Origin of the sequence: Archangium lansingense (genome assembly GCF_026626635.1) — a bacterium.
Lineage (GTDB): Bacteria > Myxococcota > Myxococcia > Myxococcales > Myxococcaceae > Archangium > Archangium lansingense.
Map to the genome: position 1 here is coordinate 1863208 of NZ_JAPNKA010000001.1, position 25539 is coordinate 1888746.

At 68.4% G+C, this 25539-nt stretch carries 21 protein-coding genes; 9 read left to right on the plus strand and 12 right to left on the minus strand.

Features of this window, described 5'->3' with window-relative positions; translation table 11 throughout:
• Nucleotides 1-10: 10 nt before the first annotated feature.
• Both pgl and zwf read right to left on the minus strand, forming a co-directional pair.
• Nucleotides 11-682 carry a 6-phosphogluconolactonase gene (pgl, locus tag OV287_RS07525; RefSeq protein WP_267533303.1) on the minus strand — a complete coding sequence of 224 codons (672 nt, stop codon included), beginning with the start codon at nt 680-682 and terminating at the stop codon, nt 11-13.
• A complete protein-coding gene (gene zwf, locus OV287_RS07530) occupies nt 679-2223 on the minus strand; it encodes a glucose-6-phosphate dehydrogenase (RefSeq protein WP_267533304.1) in 1545 nt (514 codons plus the stop codon). The genes pgl and zwf overlap by 4 nt, the downstream gene beginning before the upstream one ends.
• A 263-nt stretch (nt 2224-2486) precedes the next feature.
• Here zwf and OV287_RS07535 point away from each other — a divergent pair, with 263 nt between their 5' ends.
• The 3 genes from OV287_RS07535 (at nt 2487) to OV287_RS07545 (ending at nt 5581) form a co-directional block, all read left to right on the plus strand.
• Nucleotides 2487-2828, plus strand: a complete 342-nt coding sequence (locus OV287_RS07535) for a hydrogenase maturation nickel metallochaperone HypA/HybF (RefSeq protein WP_267533305.1) — start codon at nt 2487-2489, stop codon at nt 2826-2828.
• Between the two features lie 95 nt (nt 2829-2923).
• Complete coding sequence (locus OV287_RS07540) at nt 2924-4657, plus strand: serine/threonine protein kinase (protein ID WP_267533306.1); 1734 nt, start codon at nt 2924-2926, stop codon at nt 4655-4657.
• A gap of 60 nt (nt 4658-4717) precedes the next feature.
• Nucleotides 4718-5581 carry a DUF2381 family protein gene (locus OV287_RS07545; RefSeq protein WP_267542309.1) on the plus strand — a complete coding sequence of 288 codons (864 nt, stop codon included), beginning with the start codon at nt 4718-4720 and terminating at the stop codon, nt 5579-5581.
• Nucleotides 5582-5618: 37 nt separating this feature from the next.
• Here the strand turns inward: OV287_RS07545 and OV287_RS07550 are convergent, their stop codons facing one another.
• From OV287_RS07550 to OV287_RS07570, 5 genes are all read right to left on the minus strand, one after another.
• Complete coding sequence (locus OV287_RS07550) at nt 5619-7718, minus strand: sensor histidine kinase (protein ID WP_267533307.1); 2100 nt, start codon at nt 7716-7718, stop codon at nt 5619-5621.
• Nucleotides 7719-7782: 64 nt separating this feature from the next.
• Nucleotides 7783-9495, minus strand: a complete 1713-nt coding sequence (locus OV287_RS07555; protein WP_267533308.1) for a GNAT family N-acetyltransferase — start codon at nt 9493-9495, stop codon at nt 7783-7785.
• 64 nt (nt 9496-9559) lie between these two features.
• Nucleotides 9560-10747: a tetratricopeptide repeat protein gene (locus tag OV287_RS07560; RefSeq protein WP_267533309.1), complete on the minus strand. Its 1188-nt coding sequence runs from the start codon at nt 10745-10747 to the stop codon at nt 9560-9562.
• Nucleotides 10748-10851: 104 nt separating this feature from the next.
• Nucleotides 10852-11793, minus strand: a complete 942-nt coding sequence (locus OV287_RS07565; RefSeq protein WP_267533310.1) for a hypothetical protein — start codon at nt 11791-11793, stop codon at nt 10852-10854.
• Nucleotides 11794-11876: 83 nt separating this feature from the next.
• A complete protein-coding gene (locus OV287_RS07570; RefSeq protein WP_267533311.1) occupies nt 11877-13433 on the minus strand; it encodes an FAD-binding oxidoreductase in 1557 nt (518 codons plus the stop codon).
• Nucleotides 13434-13593: 160 nt separating this feature from the next.
• Here OV287_RS07570 and sitA6 point away from each other — a divergent pair, with 160 nt between their 5' ends.
• The gene (sitA6, locus tag OV287_RS07575; RefSeq protein WP_267533312.1) at nt 13594-14313 is read left to right on the plus strand and encodes a SitA6 family polymorphic toxin lipoprotein; all 720 of its coding nucleotides are present in this window, start codon (nt 13594-13596) and stop codon (nt 14311-14313) included.
• Between the two features lie 25 nt (nt 14314-14338).
• On the plus strand, nt 14339-15061 hold the full coding sequence (gene sitI6, locus OV287_RS07580; RefSeq protein ID WP_267533313.1) for a SitI6 family double-CXXCG motif immunity protein: 723 nt from the start codon (nt 14339-14341) through the stop codon (nt 15059-15061).
• 10 nt (nt 15062-15071) lie between these two features.
• Here the strand turns inward: sitI6 and OV287_RS07585 are convergent, their stop codons facing one another.
• The gene (locus OV287_RS07585; RefSeq protein WP_267533314.1) at nt 15072-17147 is read right to left on the minus strand and encodes a neutral/alkaline ceramidase; all 2076 of its coding nucleotides are present in this window, start codon (nt 17145-17147) and stop codon (nt 15072-15074) included.
• Nucleotides 17148-17348: 201 nt separating this feature from the next.
• Between OV287_RS07585 and OV287_RS07590 the strand changes: the two genes are divergently transcribed.
• Nucleotides 17349-18662, plus strand: a complete 1314-nt coding sequence (locus tag OV287_RS07590) for a DcaP family trimeric outer membrane transporter (protein WP_267533315.1) — start codon at nt 17349-17351, stop codon at nt 18660-18662.
• On the opposite strand, the gene OV287_RS07595 is transcribed toward OV287_RS07590, so the two are convergent.
• Nucleotides 18634-18837, minus strand: coding sequence for a hypothetical protein (locus OV287_RS07595; RefSeq protein WP_267533316.1), 204 nt, complete (start codon nt 18835-18837; stop codon nt 18634-18636). The genes OV287_RS07590 and OV287_RS07595 overlap by 29 nt on opposite strands.
• A 60-nt stretch (nt 18838-18897) precedes the next feature.
• Here OV287_RS07595 and OV287_RS07600 point away from each other — a divergent pair, with 60 nt between their 5' ends.
• Nucleotides 18898-19683: a hypothetical protein gene (locus OV287_RS07600; protein WP_267533317.1), complete on the plus strand. Its 786-nt coding sequence runs from the start codon at nt 18898-18900 to the stop codon at nt 19681-19683.
• Nucleotides 19684-19777: 94 nt separating this feature from the next.
• On the opposite strand, the gene OV287_RS07605 is transcribed toward OV287_RS07600, so the two are convergent.
• The 3 genes from OV287_RS07605 to OV287_RS07615 form a co-directional block, all read right to left on the minus strand.
• Complete coding sequence (locus tag OV287_RS07605) at nt 19778-20797, minus strand: alpha/beta hydrolase family protein (protein WP_267533318.1); 1020 nt, start codon at nt 20795-20797, stop codon at nt 19778-19780.
• A gap of 74 nt (nt 20798-20871) precedes the next feature.
• On the minus strand, nt 20872-22818 hold the full coding sequence (locus tag OV287_RS07610; RefSeq protein WP_267533319.1) for a metallophosphoesterase: 1947 nt from the start codon (nt 22816-22818) through the stop codon (nt 20872-20874).
• Nucleotides 22819-22919: 101 nt separating this feature from the next.
• Nucleotides 22920-23618 (minus strand): YqiA/YcfP family alpha/beta fold hydrolase, encoded by a 699-nt coding sequence (locus OV287_RS07615; protein ID WP_267533320.1) that lies wholly within the window; start codon nt 23616-23618, stop codon nt 22920-22922.
• A gap of 384 nt (nt 23619-24002) precedes the next feature.
• Between OV287_RS07615 and OV287_RS07620 the strand changes: the two genes are divergently transcribed.
• Nucleotides 24003-24794 carry an SDR family NAD(P)-dependent oxidoreductase gene (locus tag OV287_RS07620; RefSeq protein ID WP_267533321.1) on the plus strand — a complete coding sequence of 264 codons (792 nt, stop codon included), beginning with the start codon at nt 24003-24005 and terminating at the stop codon, nt 24792-24794.
• A complete protein-coding gene (locus OV287_RS07625; protein ID WP_267533322.1) occupies nt 24791-25522 on the plus strand; it encodes a lysophospholipid acyltransferase family protein in 732 nt (243 codons plus the stop codon). Before OV287_RS07620 ends, OV287_RS07625 begins: the two co-directional genes overlap by 4 nt.
• Nucleotides 25523-25539: the final 17 nt, after the last annotated feature.

Sequence of the window (25539 nt, forward strand, 5' to 3'; positions counted from 1 at the left end):
TCCTGTATGGCTACTTGTCCTGGTCCGCCGCCGCCCGGTCCATCATCCACTGTGCGTGCTCCACCTTCGCCGCCGGTAGGTCCTCGCCCGCCAGCATCCGCCGCACCATGTCCCGCTTGCCCGCCCCACTCACCAGCCCCAGCACCTGGTGCGCCGACTGGAGCACCGGCAGCGTCAGCGTCATCCTCCACGGCGGCGGCTTGGGCCCCACCACCGTCAGCACCCGCCGCTCCTTCTCCTGCAAGGCCTCGTGGCCCGGGAAGAGCGAGGCCGTGTGTCCGTCCTCACCCATGCCCAGCACCACCACGTCCAGCTCCGGCGGCAGCAACTGCTCGTAGTCCCTCGCCGCCTGCTCCCGGTCCGCCCGCTCGCCCTGCATCCGGAAGATTTGATGCGGCGGCACCCCCAGCGGCTTGAAGAGCGCCTCCTCCGCCAGCAGGTAGTTGCTCTCCGGGTGGTCCGGCGGCACGAAGCGCTCGTCCACGAAGTAGAAGTCCACCAGCGCCCACGGCACGTCCCGCTTCGCCAGCTCCCGGTACACCGGCCCCGGCGTACTTCCGCCCGACAGCGCCAGGCTCACCCGCTGGCCTCCCGCCACTGCCTCCACGAGCTGCCTTGCCACCCAGTCCGCGCCCGCCTCCGCCAGCGCCTCCTTCTCCACCACGATGGGCGTCGGCCTCATCCCTTCAGCTCCATCCAGCGCCTTCCATCCCGAGACAGCAGCGCCGCCGCCGCGTCCGGCCCCGCACTCCCCGGCTCGTACGTGTGCAGCGCTCCTCCCTTCCCCGAGTCCAGCGAGTCGATGATGGGCGTCACCCATGCCCACGCCTGCTCCACGCTGTCCTGCCGCGCGAAGAGCGTCGTGTTGCCCCGCATGCAGTCCAGCATCAGCCGCTCGTACGCCTCCGGCACCGGCTTGTGGAAGCTGTTGGCGTAGTCGAAGTCCATGGTGACTCCGGCGATGTTGATGTCCTCGCCCGGCACCTTCGACTCGAAGCTCAGGGCAATCCCCTCGCGCGGCTGGATGCGCAGCGTGAGCACGTTGGGCTGCAGCCGCTGGCACGTGTCGCTGGTGTTGAAGAGGCAGTGCGGCACGGACTTGTAGTGGATGGAGACCTCCGTCACCCGCTTGCTCAGGCTCTTGCCCGCTCGCACGTAGAAGGGCACCCCCTGCCAACGCCACGTGTCGATGTACGTCTTCAGGGCCACGTAGGTGGGCGTCCTCGAGTCCTTTCCTACCCCCTGCTCCTCGCGGTAGCCCCGGTACTGCCCCTGCACCACGTACTTCTCCACCTCGCTGCCCACCATGGGGCGCAGCGCACGGAAGACCTTGTTCTTCTCGTCCCGGATGTCCTCCGCCGCGAACGACACTGGCGGCTCCATCGCGCACAGCGCCAGCACCTGCAACAGGTGGTTCTGCACCATGTCCCGGATGACGCCCGTCTCGTCGTAGAAGCGCCCTCGCCCCTCCACTCCAATCTTCTCCGCCGCCGTTATCTCCACGTGGTCGATGTGCTGCCGGTTCCACAGCGGCTCGAAGATGGCGTTGGCGAAGCGGAAGACGAGGATGTTCTGCACCGTCTCCTTCCCCAGGTAGTGGTCGATGCGGAAGATCTGCTTCTCGTCCAGCACCGCCGCCAGCGAGCGGTTGAGCTCCTTCGCCGTCGTCAGGTCCCTGCCGAAGGGCTTCTCGATGACGAGCCGCCGCCAGGGCCGCTTCACCTCGGGGTTCTCCCGGTACAGCAGCCCGGAGCCGGACAGCCCCTCCAGCAGCGAGGGGAAGGTGGAGGCCGGAGTGGCCAGGTAGTAGAGCTGGTTGCCCTGGGTGCCGAAGCGCTCGCCAATGCGCTCCAGGTGCTCGCGCAGGCGCTGGTAGGAGGCCGGGTCGTCGTAGGCCCCCGTCATCATGTCCAGCTTGGAGGAGAGCAGCTCCCAGGTGGCCTCGTCCAGCGGCTGCGTGCGGGCGAACTTCTTCAGCCCCTCCTTCACCTGGGCGCGGAACTGCTCCAGGTTGTGCTCCGAGCGGCTGAAGGCCACCACCGCGAAGTGCTGGGGCAACAGCCTCTGCCGCGCCAGCTCGAAGAGCGCCGGGAAGAGCTTGCGCTGCGCCAGGTCCCCCGTGGCGCCGAAGAGGACCATGATGCAGGGGTCCGGCCTGCCCGCTCGCAGCAGTGGATCTCCCTCGCGGGGATGGGTCTCGATGTGCACGCCCTGCTCGTCCATGTCTCCCTCCGGAACCGCGGATGCCGGGAAACATATGCGCTCGTGCCTCCCCGGGCGCATCAATACGTCGTCACGGGCCCCCTCCCACACGGCCGACACCGCCGTCCGATGCCAGATGGGGGCGGCACAAGCGTTGGCCGGATGACGTGCCCAAACCCCCCCTCTCGCGGGTGCTCGGGGCGGGCGTTTACGCTCGGACGGTACACCCCCGAGTCCTTACCCCCCCTCGGTGGCCCCAACGCCTCCGACCCAAGAGTGTCGCCATGCACGAGTCCGCGCTTGCCCGGCAGGTGCTCGAGACCGTCCTCCAGCAGGCTGTCTTCCTCCGGACTTCCCGCATCCGCGTCGTGCGGGGCTGGGTGGCGGAGACGAAGTCCCTTTCCCCTGAGAGCCTGTCCTCCCAGTTCGCCACCCACGCCCGGGGCACGCGAGCGGAGGGGGCTCGGCTCCTGCTCAACCTCATCCACGTGGAGGTGCGCTGCCGGACGTGTGGCCGCACCTACGCCCCCGAGCACCACCAGCTGCGCTGCCCCGTGTGCGGCAGCGCCGATGGTGAGCAGCTCGGGCAGACGGGGCTCGCCGTCACCGCCATCGAGGTGGACTGAGCCTTCTCGGTAACGTCCTGTGAAATAGGCCCTACCCAGCACGTCCGGGGCCCCCACCCACCGGTCGAGTAACCTCACCGCCGGAGGTGGGGTGGATGCACGATGAGATGGGCGGGGCCGGTGGGTGGCCCCTGCTGGAGTTGGGTCCTGGCGAGCGCGTGGCGGGTTTCACCCTCGAGGGGAAGATCGCCACCGGCAGCTTCGGCACTGTCTTCAAGGCCTCCCGGGACGGGCGCTCCTTCGCCGTGAAGCTGGTGCGCCTGGGCCCGCGCGGCGAGCGCGAGGTGGATGCGCTGCGCCGGGCTCAGTTCCCCAATGTCGTCAGCTTCCTCGGCTACAGCCTCTGGCCGGATGACGAGCCCCGCTTTCTCGTCCTGGCCCTGGAGCTGGTGGAGGGCCGCCCGCTGGACGTGTGGGTCCGGGAGGAGAACCCGTCCGCGCTCGAGCTGCTCCACCGCGTGCTGCTGCCCCTGGCGGGCACCCTGGCCGATGTCCATGCCGCGGGCGTGGTGCACCGGGACGTGAAGGAAGCCAACATCATCATGCGCGAGGCGGATGGGCAGCCGGTGCTGGTGGACTTCGGAGCCGCCGCGTACGAGGGAGCCCGGCGCCTGACGATGCAGTTGCCGCCGGGCACCCCGGAGTACCGCAGCCCCGAGGCGCTGCGCTTCGCGAGACAGTGGGAGGGCGAGCCCTATCCATTCGGCCCCGGAGACGACCTGTGGGCGCTGGGCGTCGTGCTCTATTGGCTCCTCACGCGCGAGCTCCCCTTTGGAGACAGGCACGGCCCGGGTCTGGTGCGGGTCATCCTCGAGGAGACGCCTGTGCCCCCGCAGGCGCTCAACCCTCGCGTGCCTCCGGCGCTGAGTGCGCTGTGCCTGCGCATGCTGGAGAAGGCCCCCGAGGCTCGCTACGCCGACGCCGTGGCGCTCGAAGAGGCCCTGACGGACGCGGAGGCCCTGGCGGATGAGTCCTGGCGCTTGCCGCTGTTCCCAGGGGGGAAGGTGGCGAAGCGCCCCGAGCAGGCTCCTGCTCTGGCTCCGGTGGTGCACGCCCGCGCGGTGCGGCGCTGGTGGCCTTGGGCCGCCGGGCTCGGCACGGCCGTGGTGGTGGGCCTTCTTCTGATGGTTTTCGGGCGGCGCGCTCCCGTGGCGGAGGCGCCCGCTCTGAAGGTTGCTTCCGCCACCCAACGTACTGAGTCCACCACCCATACCCCGCCGCAGCAGGCTGTCCCACGCCAGGAAATAGCGTCCCCCCAGACGACGGGAGACGTTGGCCTGGGCGCGGCACCTGAGGCGTCACCCACTCCCGCGCTCGTCGCCGGTGCGACGACGCGAAGCGAGGAACCCGCGATGAAGAAATCCCAGACGACCCGCTCCCTGCTCGCCGCCGGCTGCCTGGCTGGCTCCGCCTGCGCGGGCGGTCCCCAGCAGCGTCCGCCTCCCGAGCCGGCGGAGTGCCCCCCCGGAGCCGACGCCACCCGCGAGCGGTTCGGCATCAGCATCGGGGATACCCAGCCCACCATCTTTCCCGCCTTCGAGAAGACCCGCATCGCCGTGATCCGGGAGGGCGAGGTCACCGTCGAGATGATCGGCACCTGGGGTCGGCTGCCGCACCGCACCCGTTTCAGGGGCCAGGCCATCTTCGGGGCGGGGCGCGTCTATGGCCGGTTCACCCAGGCCCTTCTACCCGACGGGGGGATCGTGCCGATCTGCCTGGAGTGGGTGTCCACCTCCGGGCTCGGCTGGGAGATGGAGCCGGGTAGCACGGCGAAGGAGGCTCGTATCTGGTGGGACCCTCGCGTCCGATCCACGCCCAAATTCCGCTAGCCGCAGCGTTGGAGGCCACATCTCGTGCTCCCATCCTCTCTCTCATCCCTCCTGGCACTCGTGCTTCTTCGAGGTGAGCCCGTCTTGGAGCTACCCGCGCAGGCCGCCTGCGACGACGTGCAGCGCATCGAACTGGCACTCGCCCCCACTGTCGTGAGCCGGGAGATCTGCGTCAGTCCGGGTCTCATGACGAGCCTGCGCTTCGACGCTCCCGCGATGGTGGACCTGCAGGACGAGGTGCGCTTCGAGGAGGTGGTCCGTGACCGCAGACTTCTCACGCTGATGCCGCCTCCAGACATGGTTGCAGGGGAACGGCTGCGGCTCACGGTGCGCTTCGAAGGGGCGCCATCCTCGAGTGGCATCACGTTGATGCTGGTGGGCCATTCGGGGCAGGCGACGCACCAGGTGGAGGTGTACCGGGACGAGCGCACGCGGGAGTCCTTGCAGCAGGAGTTGTTCCAGGAGCGTGCCAGGACCGCGAAACTGCGCGAAGCGCTCGCGCGAGCACAGGCCCTGCTCGAGCAGTCGGGGGAACTGAGGAGTCTCATTGCCAGCAGGAAGATGGGTCCTGACGGGATCCAGGCTCAGCGGCTCCAATTGAAAGTGCCCGGGCCGTCAGAAGGAGGCCTCTCCTGGGTGAGTGGGGTCAGCTACCGTGGGGAAAAAGGTGTGGCGGCGGAGGTGTTTCTGAGTAACTCCGGGTCAGAGCCGTGGCGGGTCGCTGGAGGCTCCCTGATGGACGCTCGGGGCGTGGAGCTGAAGGGGATGAAGTTCCGGCAGGACGAGGTCATCACGCCCGGCCAGATCAATCCGGTGATCGTGGAGGTGGATGCGGCCCATGAGCAGGCTCGCGGCGAGTTGACGTTGACGCTGTGGGACGAGGCAGGACGCACCATCACCCTTCCCAAGGTCACGTTCCCGTAGGCGGGGCGGTGAGCCTGTCCCAAGGCCGACGCGGTGTTCAACGCGGAAGGTCCTGCCTCACGGCTGCTTCAGGGGGGGATGGCAAGGTGATGGCGAAGGTAGTTCCCTCATTCTCAGTGCTATCAAACTCCAGTGTGCCCGCATGCCGTTTGGTGATGATGCCATGACTGAGCGACAGCCCTAGCCCGATCCCTTCCCCAGGCCGCTTTGTTGTGAAGAACGGTTCAAAGATCTTTTCGCGAACCGCTGCCGGAATCCCGGTCCCGTTGTCCTGGATGCGAATCACCACACGGCCGTCCTGGTGGAGGGTGGAAATGCGAACGGCCGGGACATATCCGCTGAGCCCCTTCTTGTGCTGCTCGCCGACGGCATGGAAGGCGTTGAGCAGAAGGTTCAGCAGTGCGCGCCCTAGCTCCTGAGGAATGACCTCGACCAGGGGGAGTCCCGGCTCGAGAACCCGCTCCACCGAGACATGGAATCCGGACCGCTGGCCCTTTGTGTCCTGAAGGACGAGTCCGATGTGATCCTCGATGAGCCGGTTGAGGTCGACCATACACCGCGCTCCTGGCCGCACGGTTGAATGCTCCAGCATGCTGCGGACAATTCCATCCGCGCGTTTTCCATGCTCGGCAATCTTCTGGGCTGTCTGTCTGAAGTCGCTGGCGAGCACCTCCAGGTCAGCCTGCTTGTCTGCTGGCAAGCTCTTGAGTTCTTGCAACAACTCATCCGTCATATCCACCAGCGAGAGCGAGAAGTTGTTGACGAAGTTGAGCGGGTTCTTGATTTCATGCGCAATTCCCGCCGCAAGCTGCCCCATTGAAGCCAGCTTCTCCGCCTGAACAAGCTGCTCTTGCTTGCGGAGAATCTCCTCATTGGCCTGCCGGAGCTCGATACTCCGCAACCGGTAGATCTCGCCCTCGAGCGCCTGGCGCCTGGCCGCCTCGCTCTCTTTCCTGGCCTCGTTGATTCGGTTTGCCAGCGCAAGCGCAAATAGAATCATTTCCACTGACGAGCCAATCATGACGAGGTGCCGGGTAACGAAGCTTGCAGGCAGCCACCCTTGATTGGAGATGGGAACAAGAACAACGGCCATGCAGAGCGTACTCCAGCCAGCAAGGAAGAAGCGCGCTGGCTGGAAGCCACGCCTCCAAACGACAATAGAAACCACGAGCAGCAACGGCCCAGACACCAGAGCCAATGTATTCCCAATGATGAGTGACATTCGAACCGGCACGAACGCAGCAAGCAGCATCGAGACGCCGCAGGCTGCAACCCATACGCGCAGGAGCCGATCCAGCTTGGGCACCGTTCTGGAGGTATGCAAGAACGAGCGCGCGAACAGCACAACGAACAGCCCCCCAAGATGCGCAAGAGACTGAGGGATCCGCACCAGCCAGGGGCCACCATCGGGAAGGTATTCGTAGCCAATCCCTGAAAATCTCAACAGGATGAAATGGCCGAAGAAAACGATATAGAGAACGTAGTAGAGGTATGCCCGGTCCTTCAGAAAGACGTACAAGACCGCGTTGAACAGCACCATGCTGGCCAGTATGCCGGCGTAGATCCACCATGGAACCAGGAGGGATGCAGCGACTCGTGTCAGCTTGTCGCCAGTCAGGATTTCCACGGGCAGCTTCATGAGGGACGAAGTTTGAACACGGATGTAGACGGTGACCGGTTCGGGGCTGGCCTCAGGCAGGTGGAAAGCATGAAATCGGTGGGCGACCTCCCGCCTGGCCCATGGAACCTGCGCCCCACCACGCCGGACATCAAAAGACCCGTCTGGCCGCTGAAAGTAGACGTCTATATGCTCCAGGGGCGCGTCCATCACAACCAGGACCCAGCGCCGTTCTGGTGCCAGATCCTTTCTGAGATAGGAGAAGCGCACCCAGTAGGCGCTCCGCGAGAAACCATAGGTCGGCGGGTCCATCGACGAGCGGATGAAGCGATGGGCAAACTCGGCCCGAGATACATCCCCGATGGTCAAGGCCTGAGACTCATCCTCCAATACGAACAGGCTCTGCCCGACGTGCCAGATGTCTTGTGTGCCGTCCACCACGACATCCGGTTGAGCCGCAAAGGAGGCTGACACGCTGATGAAGAACAGAAAGAGCGCGATTGTCTTGGGCCTTCTCAAGCACTTCACCATGGGATTGAGCACGGAGTTGGGAGGGCAGGGGGGCACAGGAAGGGTGTCCAGCTCACCACGTGCCGACGCCGAGGTGCAGCCCGCCGCGGCCTTCGATTTCCTCCAGCAGCGCGGAGCCGCCGAGCGCCAGGCCATAGGCGGGCATGGACTCGGTGACGAGCCGGCCATCGTCTCGGGCGAGGTACGTCACCGGGGCCGTGAGGCGGGAGAAGCCGGAGGCGCGCAGCAGCTTCTCCGCGGAGCGGCCAATGAGGAAGGCGAGGGCGAGCTCCACCCCGTGCTCGGCGAGCAGCGCCAGCGCGCGCTGGGTGAGGCGCGTCCCCAGTCCCTGCCGCTGGTGCTCGGGCGCCACGGCGATGCCCAGGCCCGCCACCTTCACCGTGCGGCCTCCCAGCAACACCTCGCGGAAGGTGATGGTGCGGAAGCCCGCGAGCACCCCGCCTCGCCGCACCGTCACCACCCGGTCCGGCCGTGTGTCGTAGTAGTAGCGGCCCTGCACCGAGGTCTCCCCCGGGAAGCAGCGGGCCACGAGCGCGCACAGCTCCGCCTCCAGCCCCGGTGGTAGCGCTTGGGTGTCGTGCACCTCGAGCGTCTCGTCCACGCTCGCGGAGGGACGGGCCCTCCCGCGTGTCTTCACCGTCTCGTTGTAGAGCACCACCTTGTGCAACTCCACGGTGCCGCCGAAGACGGAGAGGCACAGCAAGTCCCTCAGCATCCCCTCGGCGCCCTCACCGCGGCGCAGCCCCTTGCCCCCGAGCACCCGCATGAGGCCCTGGGCCGCGTCCACCGCAGCCTCCACGCCGTGCAGCTTGATGATGGACAGGATGCCGAATACCTCTTCGCCCCGAGAGAGCGCGCCGAGCGCCGAGTCGAGCAGTGCCTCCAGTGTCTCCTCGGCCACGCGCATGCGCACCAGCCGCTCCTGAATGTACTGGTGGCGCCCCAGGGGCTCGCCGAAGGTGCGGCGCGACTGCGCGTGGGCCAGTCCGCGATCCAGACAGCGACGTACCGCCGCGAGGTACAGCACGCCGGTGAGCAGCCGCTCCTCGGTGAAGGTGGCGCGGAGCAGGCGCACGCCGTCTCCCGGCTCGCCGAGCCGCGCATCCGAGGGCAGCGTCACCCGGCGGGCAATGAGGTTGCCGGTGGCGGAGGTGGCCAGGCCCGTGAGGTCCGTCACCGGGCGCTGGTGCATGCCTGGCCAGGCCGTCTCCACCAGGAAGAGGTTCACCGCGTGCGCTGGAGGCACGCCGGCCAGCCGCGCGGAGACGATGGCCAGGTCCGCGGAGCCCACATTGGTGATGCTGCACTTGCGCGCGTCGAGCCGCAGGCCCTCCTGTACGGGCGCCACGCGTGCCCGCAGTGCGAGGATGTCCGTTCCCGCGCGCGGCTCGGTGTTGGCCAATGCGCCCACCCATTCGCCGGATAGGAGGCGGGACAGGTGCCGGGCATGCTGGGCCTCCGTGCCGGCCCGGGCCAGCAGCCGCACGCAGACGAGGTGCGCCAGCAGCGAGGTGGCCAGCCCCAGGTCTCCCGAGCCCGCGGCGAAGCCCGCGAGGGCATGCACCGCACCGGGAAGCCCTTCGCCCCCCATGGCCGGCTCCAGGGCCACGCGGAACAGGCCCGCGTCGCCCAGCCACCGGAACGCCGCCCGGTTCAGTCCCGGGGCCACGCCTTCGCCCCCGCGCCGCTTGCGCCCTTCCTTTGTGCGCTCGGCGCGGTAACGCTCACCCAGGGTGCGGAATCGCTCGTGCAGCGCGCTCCTCATACCGGCCTCCTGTCAGGCCGATTCTACACCCGGGCAGGGAGGAGGGCTGGGGCGCGCCGGTGCTTCAGGCCTTCGCCAGCGCCTGCTCCAGGCGGGCAGCCTCCTGTCGCACCTCATCCGTCTCGGGCAGCGGCAGGGCCAGCACCTTCTTCACCTGCTCGCGCGCCTTGGCCTGCTGGCCCGCCCGCGACAGGGCCAGGGCGAGGTTGAGCAGGGGCTCGGGCCGCTGGGGGGCGCGCCGGACAGCCTCCTCCAGCACAGTGATGGCGCGGGGGAGGTGTTGCTCCGCCGGCTCGGCGGGCATGCGCAGCAGGAGCTGGCCCAGGTTGTTCGCGGCGCGCCAGCCGTCGGGCGCCAGGCCCATGCCCGCCTCGTAGGCCGCTACCGCCTTGTCGTACGCGGGCGGCTCCTCCGACTCGTAGCAGGTGGCCTCCGCCATCTTGAGGGACTCGTTGGACAGGCCCAGCGAGTCCATGGTGCGGCACAGGTGGAGCACCTGCTGGTACTGGCCGCGCGCCAGCATGAGCTGCGCCAGGTTGGCCTGGGCGTCAGGATCCTTGGGCCGATTCGCCGCCAGCGCCGAGGCCGCCTTGTAGGAGGCGTTCACATCGCGCAGCGCCATGCTCAGCACGGTGAGCGACGCGAGCAGTCGGGAGTTGCGGGGCAGCTCCTTGAGGCCCTTCTCCAGCACGCGCTTGGCGCCCAGCAGGTCGTCCCGCGACGCGAGCGCGTGCGTCAGGCTGAGGTACGCGGGCACGAAGCGGGGCATGTCGGTGATGGCCTGCTGCAGCGAGGCGATGCCCTCCTCGTCCTTGCCCGCCTCGAGCTGCACCTGGCCCAGCCGGTAGCGGAATGCGGCGTTGGTGGGGGCCAGCTGCACGGCCTGGGCGAGCGCCTCCAGCGACTGCTCCGTCTTGCCCAGCTTGATGAGCATCAGCCCGCGGCCGAAGTGGGCCTCGGCGCGCTTGGGATCCTTACCGAGCGCCTGCTGATAGAGCTTGAGGGCCGGCTCGAGCTCACCCTTCTGGGCGGCCACGTTCGCGCGCACCAGCAGGGTGTCCCCGGTGGCGCCCTGGGCCTCGGCCTTGGTGACGAATTCCTCGGCCTGGGGCAGCTTGCCATCCATCAGGGCCAGCTTGGCCATGACCACCAGGGCATCCCGGTTCGTCGGCTGGCGGGCGAGCACCTTCTTCGCCTCTGCATGAGCCTGGGGCAGTTGCCCCGCCGCGAGGAGCTTCTCGAGAGGATTCATGGCTGTTGAGTCTCCCCCAGGCACTGGGGGCTGTCGAGCGTGTGCTGGAAATGCAAAGGGCCTCGCCGAAGCGAGGCCCTGAGAGAACGACGAACTGAAGTGGATTACCAGCCGCTGAAGACCTTCTCGGCGGCGTTCGCGATGCCACCGCCGATGTCCTTCACGGTGTCCACGGCCTTGCCCACGTCCAGCTCGACGCCGAACTCCACGCTGGCGCCGATGCCCAGCGCCGCGCCCACGTCGAAGTTGGCCGACAGCTTGCCGTCCTGCAGGCCCACGTTGGCCTCGAACTCGGCGCCGATACCGGCGAAGGCCTCCGCGCCCACCGTGGCGGTGGCGGGACCAATCTCCTGCGACACCTCACCGCTGGCGCGGGCGCCGGCGAACGCCTCGCCGCCCACCTGGGCCGCCACGTCGCCGTGGAGCGGATCCACCACCACCTGGCCCGTCACGCTGGCCTCGGCGCCCACGTTGCCCTCGGCCTGCCACGACGTCTTACCCACGGGGCTGTCCACGTGGCCCTCGACGGAGCCGCGCACCAGGTTGGCCTGCACCTCGGCACCGCCCGAGGCGATGACCTTGCCGTTGGCCGGGTCGAAGGCCACCGAGCCGTTGGCGCTGGCGCCGGCGGTGAGGGCCTGGCCCTCCACCGTGTTGTGGAAGGAGCCGTTCACATCACCCGAGGTGTGCGAACCCTGGAAGGCCGCCCACTCCTTGCTCACGTTGCCGGAGACCAGCTCCTGCTCGAAGCCGCTCGTCTCCAGCGTCTTCTGGGTGGCCGTCTGGCCCGGGCTGTTGGTCTGCGTGGTGCTGGTGGTGCGGCGCTGCCCGTCGATCAGCCCCTGCTCGTGCGGGTTGAGCGTCTCGCCGCGCTTCTGTTTGGCGACGGCGGCGTCGAGCTCCGCCTGGCGCGCCGGGTTGTTGTCGGCGCGGAAGTCACGCTGCACCTCGCGGTACGCCTGATTCCGCTCCGCACCCGGCTCAGCGCGGGTCTGCGACACAGGACGGTAGCGGTTGAACTCAGCGGAACGCGAGATCGAGGTCATGACGGGACTCCAGGGGGATTTTGGGCGAGTGCGGCGTTGAATGGGTTATCGGGGGAGGCCGCGGGAAGTTTCCTAGCCGCTGATTATTTTTGCATTTCACTGCTTTGTTCTGGGGCTTCCCCGGGAAATCCGGGCACATAGCGCTCCGGGGCCAGGATTCCGGAAGGATCAACCGCCTGCTTCAGCCGCCGCAGAAGCGCGGGCGAGTCATCTCCGGTGGGCAGGGCGTCCTCCGCCGACTGGAGGCCCAGCCGGGTTGGGTAGTACCCGGCGGTACTCAGCTCTCGCGCCAGCGCCCGGTAGCAGGCCAGGGCGCGCTCATCCTCCCCGCGCTTGTCGCGATCAAAGGCGAGGGCCACGACCAGGTAGAGGCAGCGGGGGGAGAGGGCCAGCAGCGCCAGGTTGGGCTCGAAGCCGAACATGCGGGGGATGCGGTCCGCGAGGCCCACGGCCCGCTGGGCCTCCTCACCCGTGAAGGGCACCGCCACCGAGCACCAGATGAAGCCGCAGCGATCCCGGTCCGGGTGCGCATCCTCCGGCTTGGGTGTGCGCTTGCGCCAGTACGCCATGGCCAGGTTGATGTCGGTGGGGACTCCCTGGAAGGGGCTCTCCCCGTCCGGCGGGGGAGGGGCGAACTGCAGCGGGCGCGGCACTCCCTCGAGCGCGGCGGCCAACCGGCGCTCCAGCACCGCGCCCAGCTCCTCGTCCGGGGCATGGAGGGCACCACTGATGGCCCAGCGGCCGAAACCCTCGCGGAACTGGTCCAGGAGCCAGCCCGGCAGAGGGGTACGCCCGAGGGTCGCGGCATACGGGTACTGCTGCATCACGCTGAGCGCCTTGAGGTCGTTCCAGAAGAAGAAGCTGCTTCGCAGCGTGCCGTCGAGCGCGAGCTCCTGGAGCCTGTCCAGCCGCTCCCAGAGCTGTGCCTCTTCGTCCACCGCGCAGAAGAACTCGCGGAAGTAGGGCTGCTTGCGCGCGAGCCAGAACGTCATGCGCGTCACCACGCCCAGCGAGGACTGGCTGAAGAGTCCGTCCAGGGAGGGGCCCACGCCCCAGCGGAAGACAGGAGCGGCCCGGGCGCCGGGGAAGCGCGCCAGCCCCGTCTCCACCCGCTCGCCTGTGGGAAGCACCACCTCCAGGGCACACACGTGCTGGAAGATGTCCGCGTGCGGCCCGCGCCCGTCGCCCCGCTCGAGCGCGTTGCCCACCATGCTGGCGTCCGGCGAGCCTCCAATGCTGGTGATGAAGAGCTGGGAGCCCTGGGCTCGGAGCCACGCATGGGCCTGACGGAAGGTGACGCCGGGCTCGACGGTGAGGTACGCGAGCTTCTCGTCATGGGCGAGGATGCGATTCATCCGGCCCAGTTCCATCAACACGCTGCCGTCCTTGGGTGGCACGCGAGAGCCGTAGCCCCAGTTGCGTCCGGCGCTTACGGGATAGACGGGGACGCGGTGCTCCTGGGCGATGCGCAGGCAGGCCTGGACCTCGGCGGTGCTCGCCGGGCGGAGGATGGCGGGGATGCGCTGGGTGGTGGCGAAGGTGGCCGTCTCCGCGGCCTTGAGGGCCTCCGGCTCGGTGACCACGTGCTCCTCACCCAGCGCGGCGCGCCAGGCGGCCAGGGCTGTTTCCAGCGCGCTCATTGCCCGCCCCCGGACGGCGACGGGGACGGGAGTGGGGGAGGAGGGCATGGCTTCCGGCGGTGGATGCTCACGCCCCCATCATGCCAGACAGCGCGAGGGGGGCAGCATGGGTGTAAGGGGGCGTCGCGGTGCCTCTGCGCCATTGATACCCTGGGAGCGGATGAGCAGACTCCTCCCCCTTCGTGCCGTGCTGTCGTTGTCCCTCTCCGCGCTGCTACTGGCCGCGTGCTCCACTTCTTCACCTGCGGTGCGTGAGTGGGAGAGCGCCGAGCATGACGACGCCAGTGCCTGTGAGGACGCGGACGCCGATCAATGTGTCGTGCTGGCATGTGAGGAGGGCGAGTGCGGCATTTTCGGCTGTGAGGATGTGGAGCCGGAGGCGGTCGCGCGTGCGCCGCTGAACCATGGTGCGGAACTGGTCCGAGGCTACCGCCCTTCCTTCCGCACTCCTGGTACGCAGCGCAACTGGAGGCGTGCTGGGCTCAGGGATGGTGTCCGGCCCCGCATGACGTTCCACTTCGAATACCGCCACGGTTACCTTCCGGCCTTTCCCCGGCTCGAAGGCAGGCTGATCAAACACCACCTGTTCCCGCAGCAGGAGAAACTGGCGACGTGGTTCAAGCTCCAAGGTATCGACATCCATCAGTGGACGATGCTCATTCCGGAGCATGTGCACCTGCGCATCCACCGTGGCGCGCGGGGCGGTGCATGGAATGCGGCGTGGGAGCAATTCAGGATTGCCAACCGGCATCGACGTGTGCCGCCGGAGGAGTTGCTGCGCACGGCCTTCGAGTTCGCCTTTCGCTTCGACATCGTCGGTCCCCTCCTGCCGTACTCCGCCACGGCTTCCCCACCAGGCCCCCAACTCCTCGCTCCGTGACCGCCGAGGATGGAGACACGAACGCATGAAGTTCTATCGACTCGAGCGAGACCCTTCGCCGCGCTACACGGGTTATCTGAATGCCGCGCACAAGTTGGGGTTACCCGGTTTGGAGCCCTGTCCGACATGCAGATGCGGGGGGGCAGGGAGCGGCCTCGAATACCCGTGCGTGGACCTGTCCAGCCTGCCACCGCACGAGTTGAAGAAGCTGTCCGACTTCTGGCCCGTTCCACTCAAGGAGATCGAGCGGCTGCGGGAGGTGGTGCGCCCGTTGGTCCCCAAGGACGCGATGCTGGAGCCAGGAACGCTGTTTGGGCCCCTGGAAGGCACCGGGGTGGGCTACTTCGGCCAGCTGGACCTGTATGTGCCCTGGGCGCTGTGCCTGCGCCGCGAGGCGTTGGAGCGCTTGCTGGAAACGGGCGTGCGGGGCCTGCAGGGGTGCCCCACCCGCATCCGCTTCCGCACCAAACATGCCCCCACGTTGCTCGAGATGCAGATGGAACTGCACGGCCAGTTCCACCCCGACTGCCTGCCGCCAGACCTCCAGCCCCCATGTCCCACTTGCGGGAATGACTTCCTCATGCTCCCGGACCCCATCATCCTCGACGCCGCTTCACTCCCCTCGGAGCCCGACCTCTTTCGTTTGAAGCAGGGCGCGACGCTCATCGTCGCCAATGAGCGCTTTGTGGAGACGGTGCGGCGCCTGGAGCTGGATGGAGTGCTCTTCCACGAGCTGGAGGTCCGCTGACCCGTGCGGCTCAGTTCACGGTGAACTCGCGCGACGTGCCGCTGTAGGCGCGGATGAGCCCGTCCCAGCCGGACTTCCAGTCCCCGTCATGGCGGATGCGGTAGGTACCCGGCGTGGCGTCCGCCGGAATCTTCCACTCGGTGGTGACGTACGAGCACCCGAAGGTGGGGGCGCAGTCGTAGCGCTGCCAGCGGTACTTCGTCTCCCAGTCCCAGTCGTTGGCCACCGTCACCCACGAGGTGCCCGACTTGCGCTGCACCTGCAGGTAGCTGCCCTGGCGACGGAGGTTGTTCTTCGGGTGGCCGCCCCAGAACTTCACGCTCACCGTCTGGCCCCGGGTGTAGCTGGCGAGCGCGTTGGTGACGATGCCGCCGAAGCTCGCCGTGAGCGGTTTGTCGTCGTACACCACGCCCGTCTGCACCGTGGACTGGTTGTTGCGCAAGTCCCTCGGAGTGGGGCCCGCCGCCACGGTGGTGTCCGTGCGCAGGGCCACCGCCAGCCTGTCCACCTCCTGCTGCACCGCCGCGAGCGTCCACGGGCCGAAGTGCGTGGAGGCACCCTCGTAGTCCTGCTTCGCGTACTCCTCGCGCGTGGCCAGGTAGCCCGCGTAGGCGTTGGCCAGGCCGGCGATGAGCACCTGGTTCACCCCCACCGACGAGAGCTGTGCGAGCACCTGCTGCCGCACCCGCCGCCCCGCCATGGTGGTGGGCTCGAAGGGCAGCGCCACCAGCGCCACGTTGCCCAGCTTCACCACCTGCAGCGGCAGCGCTTCGGGCGTCCACGGGTAGGGCTGCATGGTGCCCATCTCCAGGGCGATGGGCTTCTCCCCCTGGCACGACGTGGTGAAGAGGGTGCAGTTGAAGACGCTCCAGACGTTCCGGATGCTCTCGCAGGTGGAGCCCTCGTAGCCGAAGCCCGGGCCGTCCTCGGCGCCCGCCAGCATGGAGTCGCCAATGGCCGCCTCGCACGTGGTGCGCCACAGGCCATCCGTGTACGCGGGTGCCACCTGCACCGAGTCCATGGCCACGTAGGTGTGCCGGAAGTCCACTCCGCCCGTCAGCGGCGCCGAGGCCGTGTCATAGAGCGTCTTCGCCAGGTTGAACTGCTTGCTCCCGGAGAGCTCCACGCTCTCGAAGTCGTTGGCGCCGCCGCCGTTGGTGCCACCGTAGATGTTGGGCGTCACGTCGCCCTCGTTGCTCTGCGCGAAGGCCGCCACGAAGGTGCGCTGGGCGGTGTAGTTCGTCCCCTTGAGCTTCTCGAAGAGGTACGAGGCGTAGCCCTTGTTGTCGCCGCTGATGAGCAGGTTGTCGTTGCCCATGGAGGTGGCGTGAACGGCGAACCAGTTGATGAGGCCTACCTCGCTCCCATCATCTCCCTGCAGCCGCAGCAGCGTCATCCGCTTGTCCGTGTCATGGGTGTACTGCGCGCGCTCGGTGGCGGGGTTGCGCAGGTAGGCCTCGGGGGAGCGGTTGATGCTCGCGTTGAGCAGATCCCCAGAGGCAACGCGGATGCTGCCGGGCGCCAGGTTGTCATGAGCGCGGACGATGGACTGGAAGATGCCGTCCACGATGGCGTCGAAGCCCTGCTTGTCGTAGCCGAGGGTGGTGAGGTTGTAGAGCGCGTAGTGCGAGTGCCCGCCCGGCCCCGAGTGGGTGTGCGTGGCGCTCAGCAGTACATTCTCGTCCGTGTAGAGGTTGCCGTACTTCGCGCGCAGCTTCTCCACCACCTGCTGCCGCACGCCCTGGAAGACCTGGCCGAGGTCCGCGCTCACGAACACCGCGCGCTTGCCGTTGCAGGGCGAGGAGATGACGAAGGCGCGCGAGCGCAGGCGCTGGTGGATGCCCGCCGTCTTCTGATTCACCATGGCGTAGCCCATCATCCCGATCTCCGCCGCCGGGCCGGTGATGTCATAGAGGCCCGCGCCCACCTGGAAGCTCTGGTTGGTCGCGCAGGGGTCGGTCAGCGCGGCGCTCTGCGTGGAGAAGGATGTCTCCTCGTCGGGGGCGTTCGTGTCACAGGCGCCCAGGGCGAGCGCGAGCACCACGGCTGCCAGCACTCGGGGTGAGGAGAAGAGACGCTTCTGCATGGAGGGCTCCTGTGTCGGGATTCCGGGATTGTCGGCGGGAAACCGGTTCGTTTGTAGCCCTCTTCGGTTGGTGCGGTGCGTCGAAAAGGAGGGTTCTGTCCGCGACAGTGAAGCCAGCCCCGAGCCGGAAGCGCTGCCCGGGAGCGAAAACCCCGTGCTCTCCTGTTCGCGGATGCAGTTTGCCGGGGAGGAGCTCGCCGCATGTGGAGGCTCGGCCGTCTCGGAGTGCTGCTGGGGGTGTTGCTCGCCGGAGGGAGTGTCTCCGCACAATCCAAGGACACCGCTGTCCCCGAGGCGCCCGAGACGCCCGGCGGTGTGAAGACTCCCGAGTCCCCCGAGGAACCGGAACCGGAGCCAGGAGATGCGCGGCCCTTCGGAGAGTCTCCGGGCTCGGAGCCGGCGGTGGTGGACCCCTCCCTCACGGGCATGGTGATGAAGGTGGGCCCGGCCTCGGAGGACGACCTGAAGCGCGGCTATGTCTCCTTCCGGGCCCGCCTCAAGGTGGACCTCAATTACGACTTCCTGCCCATCCTCAACGAGGAGGATTTCGTCCCGGCCTCCATCCCGGTGGGAGCGGATCCCCGGGGCACCAACCTGAACTTCAACGCGAAGCAGACCCGGATCTTCTTCGAGGGAGGGAAGCTGACGCTGCTGGGGCCGCTCATCGGCCACATCTCCGCGGACTTCTACGGCGAGGGCTCCAGCGGCGGTGACTTCCGCGTCTACGAGGCGTACGCCCTCGTCGGCCCGCTGCTGGCAGGGCGGAAGTGGACGACGTTCATGGACCTGGAGGCCGTGCCGGACACGCTCGACTTTCAGGGGCCGGGCTCCATGCTGGCCACACGGCGCGAGGTGCTGCGCTACGGAAACACCTTTGGCCCGCTGCTGGTGCAGGTGGCGCTGGAGCGGCCGTTGCCGGACCTCACGCTCTCCAACGCGGACACGCAGGAGGCGCGCACACCCTTGCCGGACGTGACGGGCGCGGTGGAGTGGAACTTCGGGGAGGGTCGTCACGTGCGCGCGGCGGGCGTCGCGCGGTGGCTCACCTACTATGACGCCGGCGGAGTCCACGGCACGGCGCTGGGATGGGGCGGCATGTTGAGCGGGCTCTGGACATGGGGCGACACGGGCTGGCGTGCCTCGACCCAGGTGCACTACGGCTCCGGCCTCGGCGCCTACACGTCCGACGTCGCGGGGCTGGGGCTCGACGCCGTGGTGGTGGCTCCGGGCAGGTTGGAGGCGGTGCCCACCTTTGGGGTGTTCGCCTCCATCGAGCCGCACTGGAACGAGCACCTCACCTCCTCGTTCGTCTACGGCTACCTCGAGATGTTTCCTCTGGAGGCCCAGCCGGGCGGCACGCTGAAGCGCACGCACTACCTCTCCGGCAACCTCCTCGTGACCCCAGTGCGCTCCGTCACGTTCGGCGCGGAGCTGCTCTTCGGGCGGCGGGAGAACAAGGACGGCGCCGCGGACAACGCCGTGCGCCTCATCTTCTCCACCCGCTTCTTCTACTGAGCGCTCCGCGTCCGGGCCGTAGGGGTGCTAGCCACTTGCCTCGCACCAGCACTTTCCGGCCCCGGATGGCGGTGGCCACGTTGTCGTACAGGCCACTGCGCTGCAGCAGCTCGTACACCTCGCGGTTCTTCCGGCTCAGCACCCGGTCGATGGCTTGGTCGAAGACGTCACTCATGAGATCATTCGGGCCCGTAGAATCCTGGAATACACAGCCCGATCCTCCGTCTAGACGCTCATGAACCGATTTCTTGGCCCCGCCTCCCTTGGTCTCTCCGTCCTGGCGCTCGCAATCGCTCTCTTGGGCGGGCGGAGCGAGCCGGTGGCCGCCCCTCCGGCCAGTGAGCCGGCTGCCGATGCCGACACCTTCACTGCCCTGGAGCTGGAGGCTCTTGAACGGAGGGTGGAGTCCCTCGAGCAGACCTCGCTGAGCCTGTCCAAGCGGCTGATGTTGCTGGAGCAGCGGCCGATGGTGGCCTCCGATGGAGGCGTGGTGGCCGCGGTCCCTGCCTCCCTGGCCGCCGACGTGGAGCAGCTCCGCTCGGAGGTGCGCGGCATGATCGCCGGCGAGGCCCTGAACTCCCAGGGCGGGCGCGATTACCTCAAGGACGCGGTGCGCTCGGTGCAGGAGGAGATGCGGACCGAGCAGCGGGAGCTCCGGCAGCAGCAGATGCTGCAGGCGCAGGCCCAGTCTCAGGCAGGGCGCGCCGAGCGCCTGCGCCAGTTCGCCTCCGACGCGAAGTTGAACTACACCCAGGAGCAGGAGCTCTCGCGGCGCATGCAGTCCGAGGACACCCAGCGCCAGGCTCTCTTCGACGCGGTGCGGTCGGGCGCCAAGTCACCCCGGGATGCCCGGCAGGAGGTCCGCCAGCTCCGCCAGCAGACGGACAAGGAGATGGCGGCCGTGCTCGATGAGTCGCAGCAGGCGCAGTACCAGGAGATGCGGCGCGAGGAGCGGCGCGAGGAGCGTCCCCGGGGCGGAGGGCAGTGGCGGGGGCAGGGACAGGGCGGCGATCAGCCCTGAGCGGTACTCCGCCGGACTCGGCCTCTCGCGGACGCCCGGCCCGGCATGCGTCAGGCGGTGTTCTACCGGCCAGCCCACCCCGAGAGGCATGCGCTCACGCGGGTTGCTCCTCGGGGGGAAGCTGGAGGGGCTCGATGCGGGAGAAGGCATCGAGGATGGCGCGGATGATGGCGCTCCTCCCTGTGAAGAAGGCGCTCACGTGTCCTCCGGACAGGTAGCGCAGCTCTGCTCCGCGCCAGTGCTGCAGCAGACGCAGGGTGGAGGAGGAGGGAACGAAACCATCCTGGCGTGCGGCCATGAGGATGGCGCGGCGCGGGTTGGACAGCGGGGGCAGTGCGGTGGTGGCCGCCGCTGAGAGGAGCTCTCCCAGCCGCTGGCGCGCCGCCTCGGGGCCTCCGTTGGTGCGGCCCAGTACCTCCCAGTCGGGGACGGCGGACAGCACGCCCTCGGTGAAGACGGGCGCCGAGGAGTGCGCGGCGGCCAGGGGGATGACGGCCGCGGGCAGGGGGAACATCGCGGCGGCATAGGCGGCGATGCTGCCACCCATGCTGTAGCCGGAGATGCCCACCTTGGGGTGTCCCGTCGCCAGCAGCCACCCGAGCAGCGCCGTCGCCTCCACCGCCGTGGCGCGGAACATGAGCAGCAGGTCCACCACCGTGCGCACCGCGGCGCCCTTCTGCCCGTGCGGACGGCGCGAGCCGTAGTAGGGATTCTCCAGCAGCAGTGCGCCCACGCCCTCCCGAGCCAGCTCCTTCGCGATGAAGCGGCGCAGGCCAAAGCCCTCGTCACCCGAGGCGGCCAGGAAGACGCACACCGGGGGACGTGGGCCCGCGTCGTGGGGCAGCAGCAACTGGAAGCGCGCCTCGCGGCAGGCCTCGGGCAGCGAGCCCACGGCGGCGGGGCTGGGGAAGCGGCCCTCCTGGACGAGCAGGTGCCCCTCGCGCCGTGCCTGGCGCAGCGTCACCTCGGAGAGCTCGGGGAAGGCGAAGCCCTGAGGGCCTCGAGTGAGCTTCTCCAGGAGTGCGTTGGAGCCCCAGCCGTCCTCGAAGAAGCGGGGCTGGCGCGCCACCGTGACTCTCGCGGCGAGCGCGTCCAACCAGTGCATGCGATTCATTCTCTTGGGACTCCTGGGGAATGCCGCCCGCATCCTCGCCGCGTCCGGGCGGCATTCCAACCGGAAGTACCAGGCTACTGCTGCTCGAGGGCGGTGGCGGGCACCGGCTCGGGCTCGTCCGCCACGGACTCCAGCGTGTCGGCCGGCGGCACCGGCTTCTGGTTACGCAGGAACTCGGGCAGCTGGGTGGGGTCGTATGCCGGGCCCGGAGGGGTGTCCGTGGACATTCCCGAGACACTGGACGGCGAAGCCACCGCGGCGGGCAGCGTCTTCGTCAGCGTGAGGGTGTCGCGCACCGCACCGCTGGTGTTGAGGAACTTCGCGGTCAGCGTGCCTCCGTCCACCACCACGTCCAGGTAGCCCATGTTGGTGTTGTCGCGGAAGGCCGACCAGCTCGGCTGCGAGCCAGGGAAGGGGCGCAGGGTGGCGCCACCGCTGCCCACCACGATGTAGGGGATGCCGCGCGTTCCCGCCGGGGCCACCACGTCTCCCTTCATCGGCTTGGAGCGCTCGTAGTTGTGGTCATGGCCGGTGAGGACCAGGTCCACCCCGTACTGCTCGAAGATGGGGCTGTAGTCGCGGCGCATGGCGGTGCTCGAGAGGTGCTCGCCGCTGGACCAGGGTGGGTGGTGGAAGAAGACGACTTTCCAGGGACGGCTCGTGGCGGCCAGGTCCTGGGTCAGCCATGCCTTCTGCAGGGCAGTGGTGCAGTCGGCGATCGTGAAGCTGCGGCAGTTGGAGTCGAGCGAGACGAAGTGCACCGGACCCCAATCGAAGGAGTAGTAGCGCTCGCTCTTCGCCGGGTTGTTGGCCGGCAGGTAGAAGTTGTCCAGGTAGGGCTTGGCCGCGCTGGTGACGTACTCGTGGTTGCCCGGCGTGGGGAAGAGGGGCACCTCGCGCAGCAGGGCCGCCATGGGCTTGAACATGTTGCTCTGGAACTCGGCCTCGGTGCCGGAGGAGTACGCGTTGTCGCCGAGCGTGAGGAGGAACTCGCCGGCGCGCGCCGGGGTGAGCTGCTGGAGCACCTTGGTCTGGTTGGTGCCTCCGGTGCCGAAGTCACCCATGGCGGTGAAGTGCACGCGCTTCGTCTCGGGGCCGGTGGCCGTCTGGAAGCGCCGCACGCCGGTGACGGAGCCGCAGGCCTCGACGACGTAGCTGTACGTCCGGCCCGGGAGCAGGCCCGTCAGCTTCACCGCGTGCTGCCACCCGGCCGCCGTGGCCGTGGCGGTGCGCGAGATGTCCGAGCCCTCGCCGAAGCGTATGAAGGGCGTGCAGGACACACCGGTGCGGAAGGCGACCAGGGCGCTGGTGGTGCTCACGCTCTGCAGGTACGGCAGGCGCGGCAGTGCGGGGCCCGAGTCCGTGGTGGGCGGCGTCGGCGTTGGAGGAGGCGTGGTGGTGTCCTCGCCACAGGCGCGCGCCTCGGTGATGGAGGCCCAGTCGTTGACGGTGTTGCCGTTGACGGTGACGCGCAGGTAGCGGGCCTTGCGCGTGCCGGTGAAGCGGTACGTCTGGGCCGTGGTCGTCAGCGCGCTGTCGGCCGCGTACGCCTGGGTGAAGGTGGTGCCGTCCTCGGAGGTCTCGAGTGTGAAGTGGTTCTGGCGCGTGTCGCCCTGGTGCCAGGCGATGGCGGCACCGGCGAGCGACTGCGAGCTGCCCAGGTCGAGCCTGAGCCACGCGCCCTTGCCGGGGCCGCTCCAGCGGGTGGCCAGGTTGTCATCCTGGGTATTGGCGGCCACGCTGCCAGTGCCGTCATCACCGCTGGCGGTCGCCAGGGTGGTGGTGAGCGTGCGGCAGTTGGTCACGGTCAGTGCGGACTCGGCGCTGCCCAGGTTCCCGGCGGGGCCATCGGTCGCGGGCGCGTTGGTAGAGGGCGGTTCAGCCGGAGGCTGTGCCGGGGTCGAAGGGGCCTCTGCCTCGGGGGCCGCCGAGGGAGCAGGGATGGAGGGGGCTTCACAGGCCGTGATGAGCAGGACGCCCAACAGACACGAGGATGAGAGCAATCGGGTTCGTTTGTGCATCGTGGGGCCACCAACGGAGGCGTTCCCCAGGCATTCCTTGAGGGAGCCTCACGCTCCGGGTGCCCGGCTGCTGTCCTGCCGGGATTCCTGCCCCTCGGGTGTCAGGGCGAGGTCTGGACGAGGAAGGGGCGCAGGAAATCATCCGCCTCGGCGGCGATGCGCCCGAGCGAGTCCACCAACTCGTGTCCGTCATCCACCTCGACGAGCCGGACGTGGCGCTTGCCGCGCGCCCACTCGCGCGAGTAGCGGATGTCCGTCGTCGTGTCCCGGCGCCCGTGAATGAGCAGCGTGGGCACGCGCACGTCCGGCCAGCCTCCGGAGCGGGCCTCAATGGTGTCGAGATCGTGAATGAGGCCGAAGTGCACGCGCGTCTTGCGCTTCTCCGCGTAGTCCTGTGTCTCCAGCCAGCCCGTCTCCTGCCAGCGGCGCATGCCCTCCTCGCTCACGGTGCGCCGCATCTGCTCCGGGGCTCGCAGGGCGGGAGCCAGCAGCACCAGCGCGCACACCCGTGCGTCCTCCTCCGCCACGCGGCAGGCTGTCAGCCCGCCCAGGCTGGAGCCGAAGACGATGGCCCTGTCCCGCTCGCTGCCCATGGCGTCACGCACCGTGCGCATCATCGCGCTCAAGCTCAGGTGCTCGAGCGAGGGCTGCCGCAGGTTCAACCGCTCCAGGTGGATGCCCTGGCGCGCATAGTGCTCGGCGAGCGCCACGCCCTTGGCGGACTGGGGCCCCGAGGCGAAGCCATGCAGATAGAGCCAGCGGGGGCCGGCAGGAGAGGACGGGCCAGGGGGGACGTTCATGCCCGCGCACTCTATCCCCCGCAAGGACGAGGGCCCCGGGTTGGTGGGAAACCCGGAGCCCTCCAGCTCGCGTCAGCGGCTACGCGCGACGCGAATCACAGACTGACGCGCTCTCCTTGAGCACCGGCCGTGCCAACCTCCAAGTGCCCGGATTTCCTCGCACGGGCCGGCTCGGCCCTGGAGCGCCTGGAACATGGTGGCGCAGAGATTTTGTAAAGCGGCCATGCACTCTGGGGCTCAACCACAGGGATTCCCTCTGGAAATCAACCGAGCACGGCCCTGTCTCGGATTGGGACAGCGAGGCGCGAGGGTGATTGGAAGCAGGACACCCCGTGGATGGCCGGGAGGCGCGCCCCACCCGGAAGGTGGTATGCCCTCAGGCCTATGACTGCACCCGTGGCGCTCATCACTGGCGGCTCGCGAGGCGTGGGCCGCGCCCTCTCATTGCGGCTCGCGAAGGCGGGCTACGACATTGTCTCCACCTACCGGCGTGACGCCGAGGCCGCTGCCGACCTCGTCAAGGAGGTGGAGACGCTCGGCCGTCGCTGCCGCTCCGTCATCGCCGACCAGCTCGAGCCGGCCAGCCTCCATGCCGCCTTCGATCTGGTCCAGCAGGAGTTCGGCGGGCTGGATGTCTTCGTGGCCAATGCGGCCTCCACCGCCTTCACCCCGCTGATGCAGATGAAGCTGCACCAGATGGACAAGACGTTCAACGTCACGGTGAAGAGCTTCCTGCTGGGCGCCCAGCGTGCGGCGCCGTTGATGGAGGGCCGCAAGGGCCGCATCGTGATGGTGTCCGGCATGGACTCGCGCATGCCGCTGCCCTTCCACGGCTTCCTCGGGGCGATGAAGGGCGCCATGGAGATTCTGGTGAAGTACCTGGCCGCCGAGTTGGCCTCCTCCGGCGTGCGCGTCAACGCCGTCAACCCGGGCTACATCGACACCGACTCCAGCCGCTTCTACATGGGCGAGGCCTGGGCTGCGCTCGAGGCCAAGGTGAAGGACAGCGTGCCCGTGGGCTACGTGGCCAGTGCGGATGAGATCGCCAAGACGATCGAGTGGCTGTGCTCCGAGGGCTCCTCGTACGTGAATGGTCAGACGCTGGTGGTGGATGGAGGGCTGGAGGTGAACTACGCCATGCAGTTCGCCAGCGCTCTCACCCAATCCGGCAAGTGAGGTATCTGGCCACGCTCTGGTTCTGGGTCGTCTTCGGGATCACCCTGGTGCCGGGGTTCCTGGTGGGCGTGGCATTGTGGCTCGTTCTGCTGCCGTTTGACCCGGACCGGCGCGTGTTGCACGCGTACGTGTGCCGCTGGTGCTTTCAGTACCTGCGCGTCTGGCCGGGGTGGCGTGCGCGGGTGGAGGGCCGCGAGCTGCTGCCCCGAGGCGCATGCGTGCTGGTGGCCAACCACCAGTCCATGGCGGACATCTTCGCCGCCATGGGCCTGTTCCACCCGTTCAAGTTCGTCTCCAAGGCCTCGCTCTTCCGGATACCCCTGCTGGGGTGGATGATGAGCCTCTTGCGCTACGTGCGCGTGGAGCGCGGGAGGCTCCAGTCCATGCGCGGGATGATGGACGTCTGCCGCGAGTGGCTGAACCGGGACATGCCGGTGCTCATCTTCCCCGAGGGCACCTATGCCGAGGAAGGTCGCTTGCTGCCCTTCCGACGAGGCGCCTTCCGGCTGGCCCTGGATGCGCGGGTGCCGGTGGTGCCGGTGCTGCTGCGAGGCACCACCGAGCTGGTGGAGGGAGACGGCCCGTGGATGAACCCCCATGCGCGCGTGAGCATCCGGGTGCTACCGCCGGTGCGTCCGGAGGACTTCAGCGGGGATGACGGGGCGCTGGCGGACCGGGTACGCGACCTCTTCCTCCAGGCCCTGGCTTCGCAGGACTCCTCGGGTTGAGCTAAAGAAAGAGGTCA

Bases quoted from the DNA above. Each gene is read 5' to 3' on its own strand.
- pgl (WP_267533303.1), bottom strand. From the start codon at position 682: ATGAGGCCGACGCCCATCGTGGTGGAGAAGGAGGCGCTGGCGGAGGCG.
- zwf (WP_267533304.1), bottom strand. From the start codon at position 2,223: ATGGACGAGCAGGGCGTGCACATCGAGACCCATCCCCGCGAGGGAGAT.
- OV287_RS07535 (WP_267533305.1), top strand. From the start codon at position 2,487: ATGCACGAGTCCGCGCTTGCCCGGCAGGTGCTCGAGACCGTCCTCCAG.
- OV287_RS07540 (WP_267533306.1), top strand. From the start codon at position 2,924: ATGCACGATGAGATGGGCGGGGCCGGTGGGTGGCCCCTGCTGGAGTTG.
- OV287_RS07555 (WP_267533308.1), bottom strand. From the start codon at position 9,495: ATGAGGAGCGCGCTGCACGAGCGATTCCGCACCCTGGGTGAGCGTTAC.
- OV287_RS07560 (WP_267533309.1), bottom strand. From the start codon at position 10,747: ATGAATCCTCTCGAGAAGCTCCTCGCGGCGGGGCAACTGCCCCAGGCT.
- OV287_RS07565 (WP_267533310.1), bottom strand. From the start codon at position 11,793: ATGACCTCGATCTCGCGTTCCGCTGAGTTCAACCGCTACCGTCCTGTG.
- OV287_RS07570 (WP_267533311.1), bottom strand. From the start codon at position 13,433: ATGAGCGCGCTGGAAACAGCCCTGGCCGCCTGGCGCGCCGCGCTGGGT.
- sitA6 (WP_267533312.1), top strand. From the start codon at position 13,594: ATGAGCAGACTCCTCCCCCTTCGTGCCGTGCTGTCGTTGTCCCTCTCC.
- sitI6 (WP_267533313.1), top strand. From the start codon at position 14,339: ATGAAGTTCTATCGACTCGAGCGAGACCCTTCGCCGCGCTACACGGGT.
- OV287_RS07585 (WP_267533314.1), bottom strand. From the start codon at position 17,147: ATGCAGAAGCGTCTCTTCTCCTCACCCCGAGTGCTGGCAGCCGTGGTG.
- OV287_RS07590 (WP_267533315.1), top strand. From the start codon at position 17,349: ATGTGGAGGCTCGGCCGTCTCGGAGTGCTGCTGGGGGTGTTGCTCGCC.
- OV287_RS07595 (WP_267533316.1), bottom strand. From the start codon at position 18,837: ATGAGTGACGTCTTCGACCAAGCCATCGACCGGGTGCTGAGCCGGAAG.
- OV287_RS07600 (WP_267533317.1), top strand. From the start codon at position 18,898: ATGAACCGATTTCTTGGCCCCGCCTCCCTTGGTCTCTCCGTCCTGGCG.
- OV287_RS07605 (WP_267533318.1), bottom strand. From the start codon at position 20,797: ATGAATCGCATGCACTGGTTGGACGCGCTCGCCGCGAGAGTCACGGTG.
- OV287_RS07610 (WP_267533319.1), bottom strand. From the start codon at position 22,818: ATGCACAAACGAACCCGATTGCTCTCATCCTCGTGTCTGTTGGGCGTC.
- OV287_RS07615 (WP_267533320.1), bottom strand. From the start codon at position 23,618: ATGAACGTCCCCCCTGGCCCGTCCTCTCCTGCCGGCCCCCGCTGGCTC.
- OV287_RS07620 (WP_267533321.1), top strand. From the start codon at position 24,003: ATGACTGCACCCGTGGCGCTCATCACTGGCGGCTCGCGAGGCGTGGGC.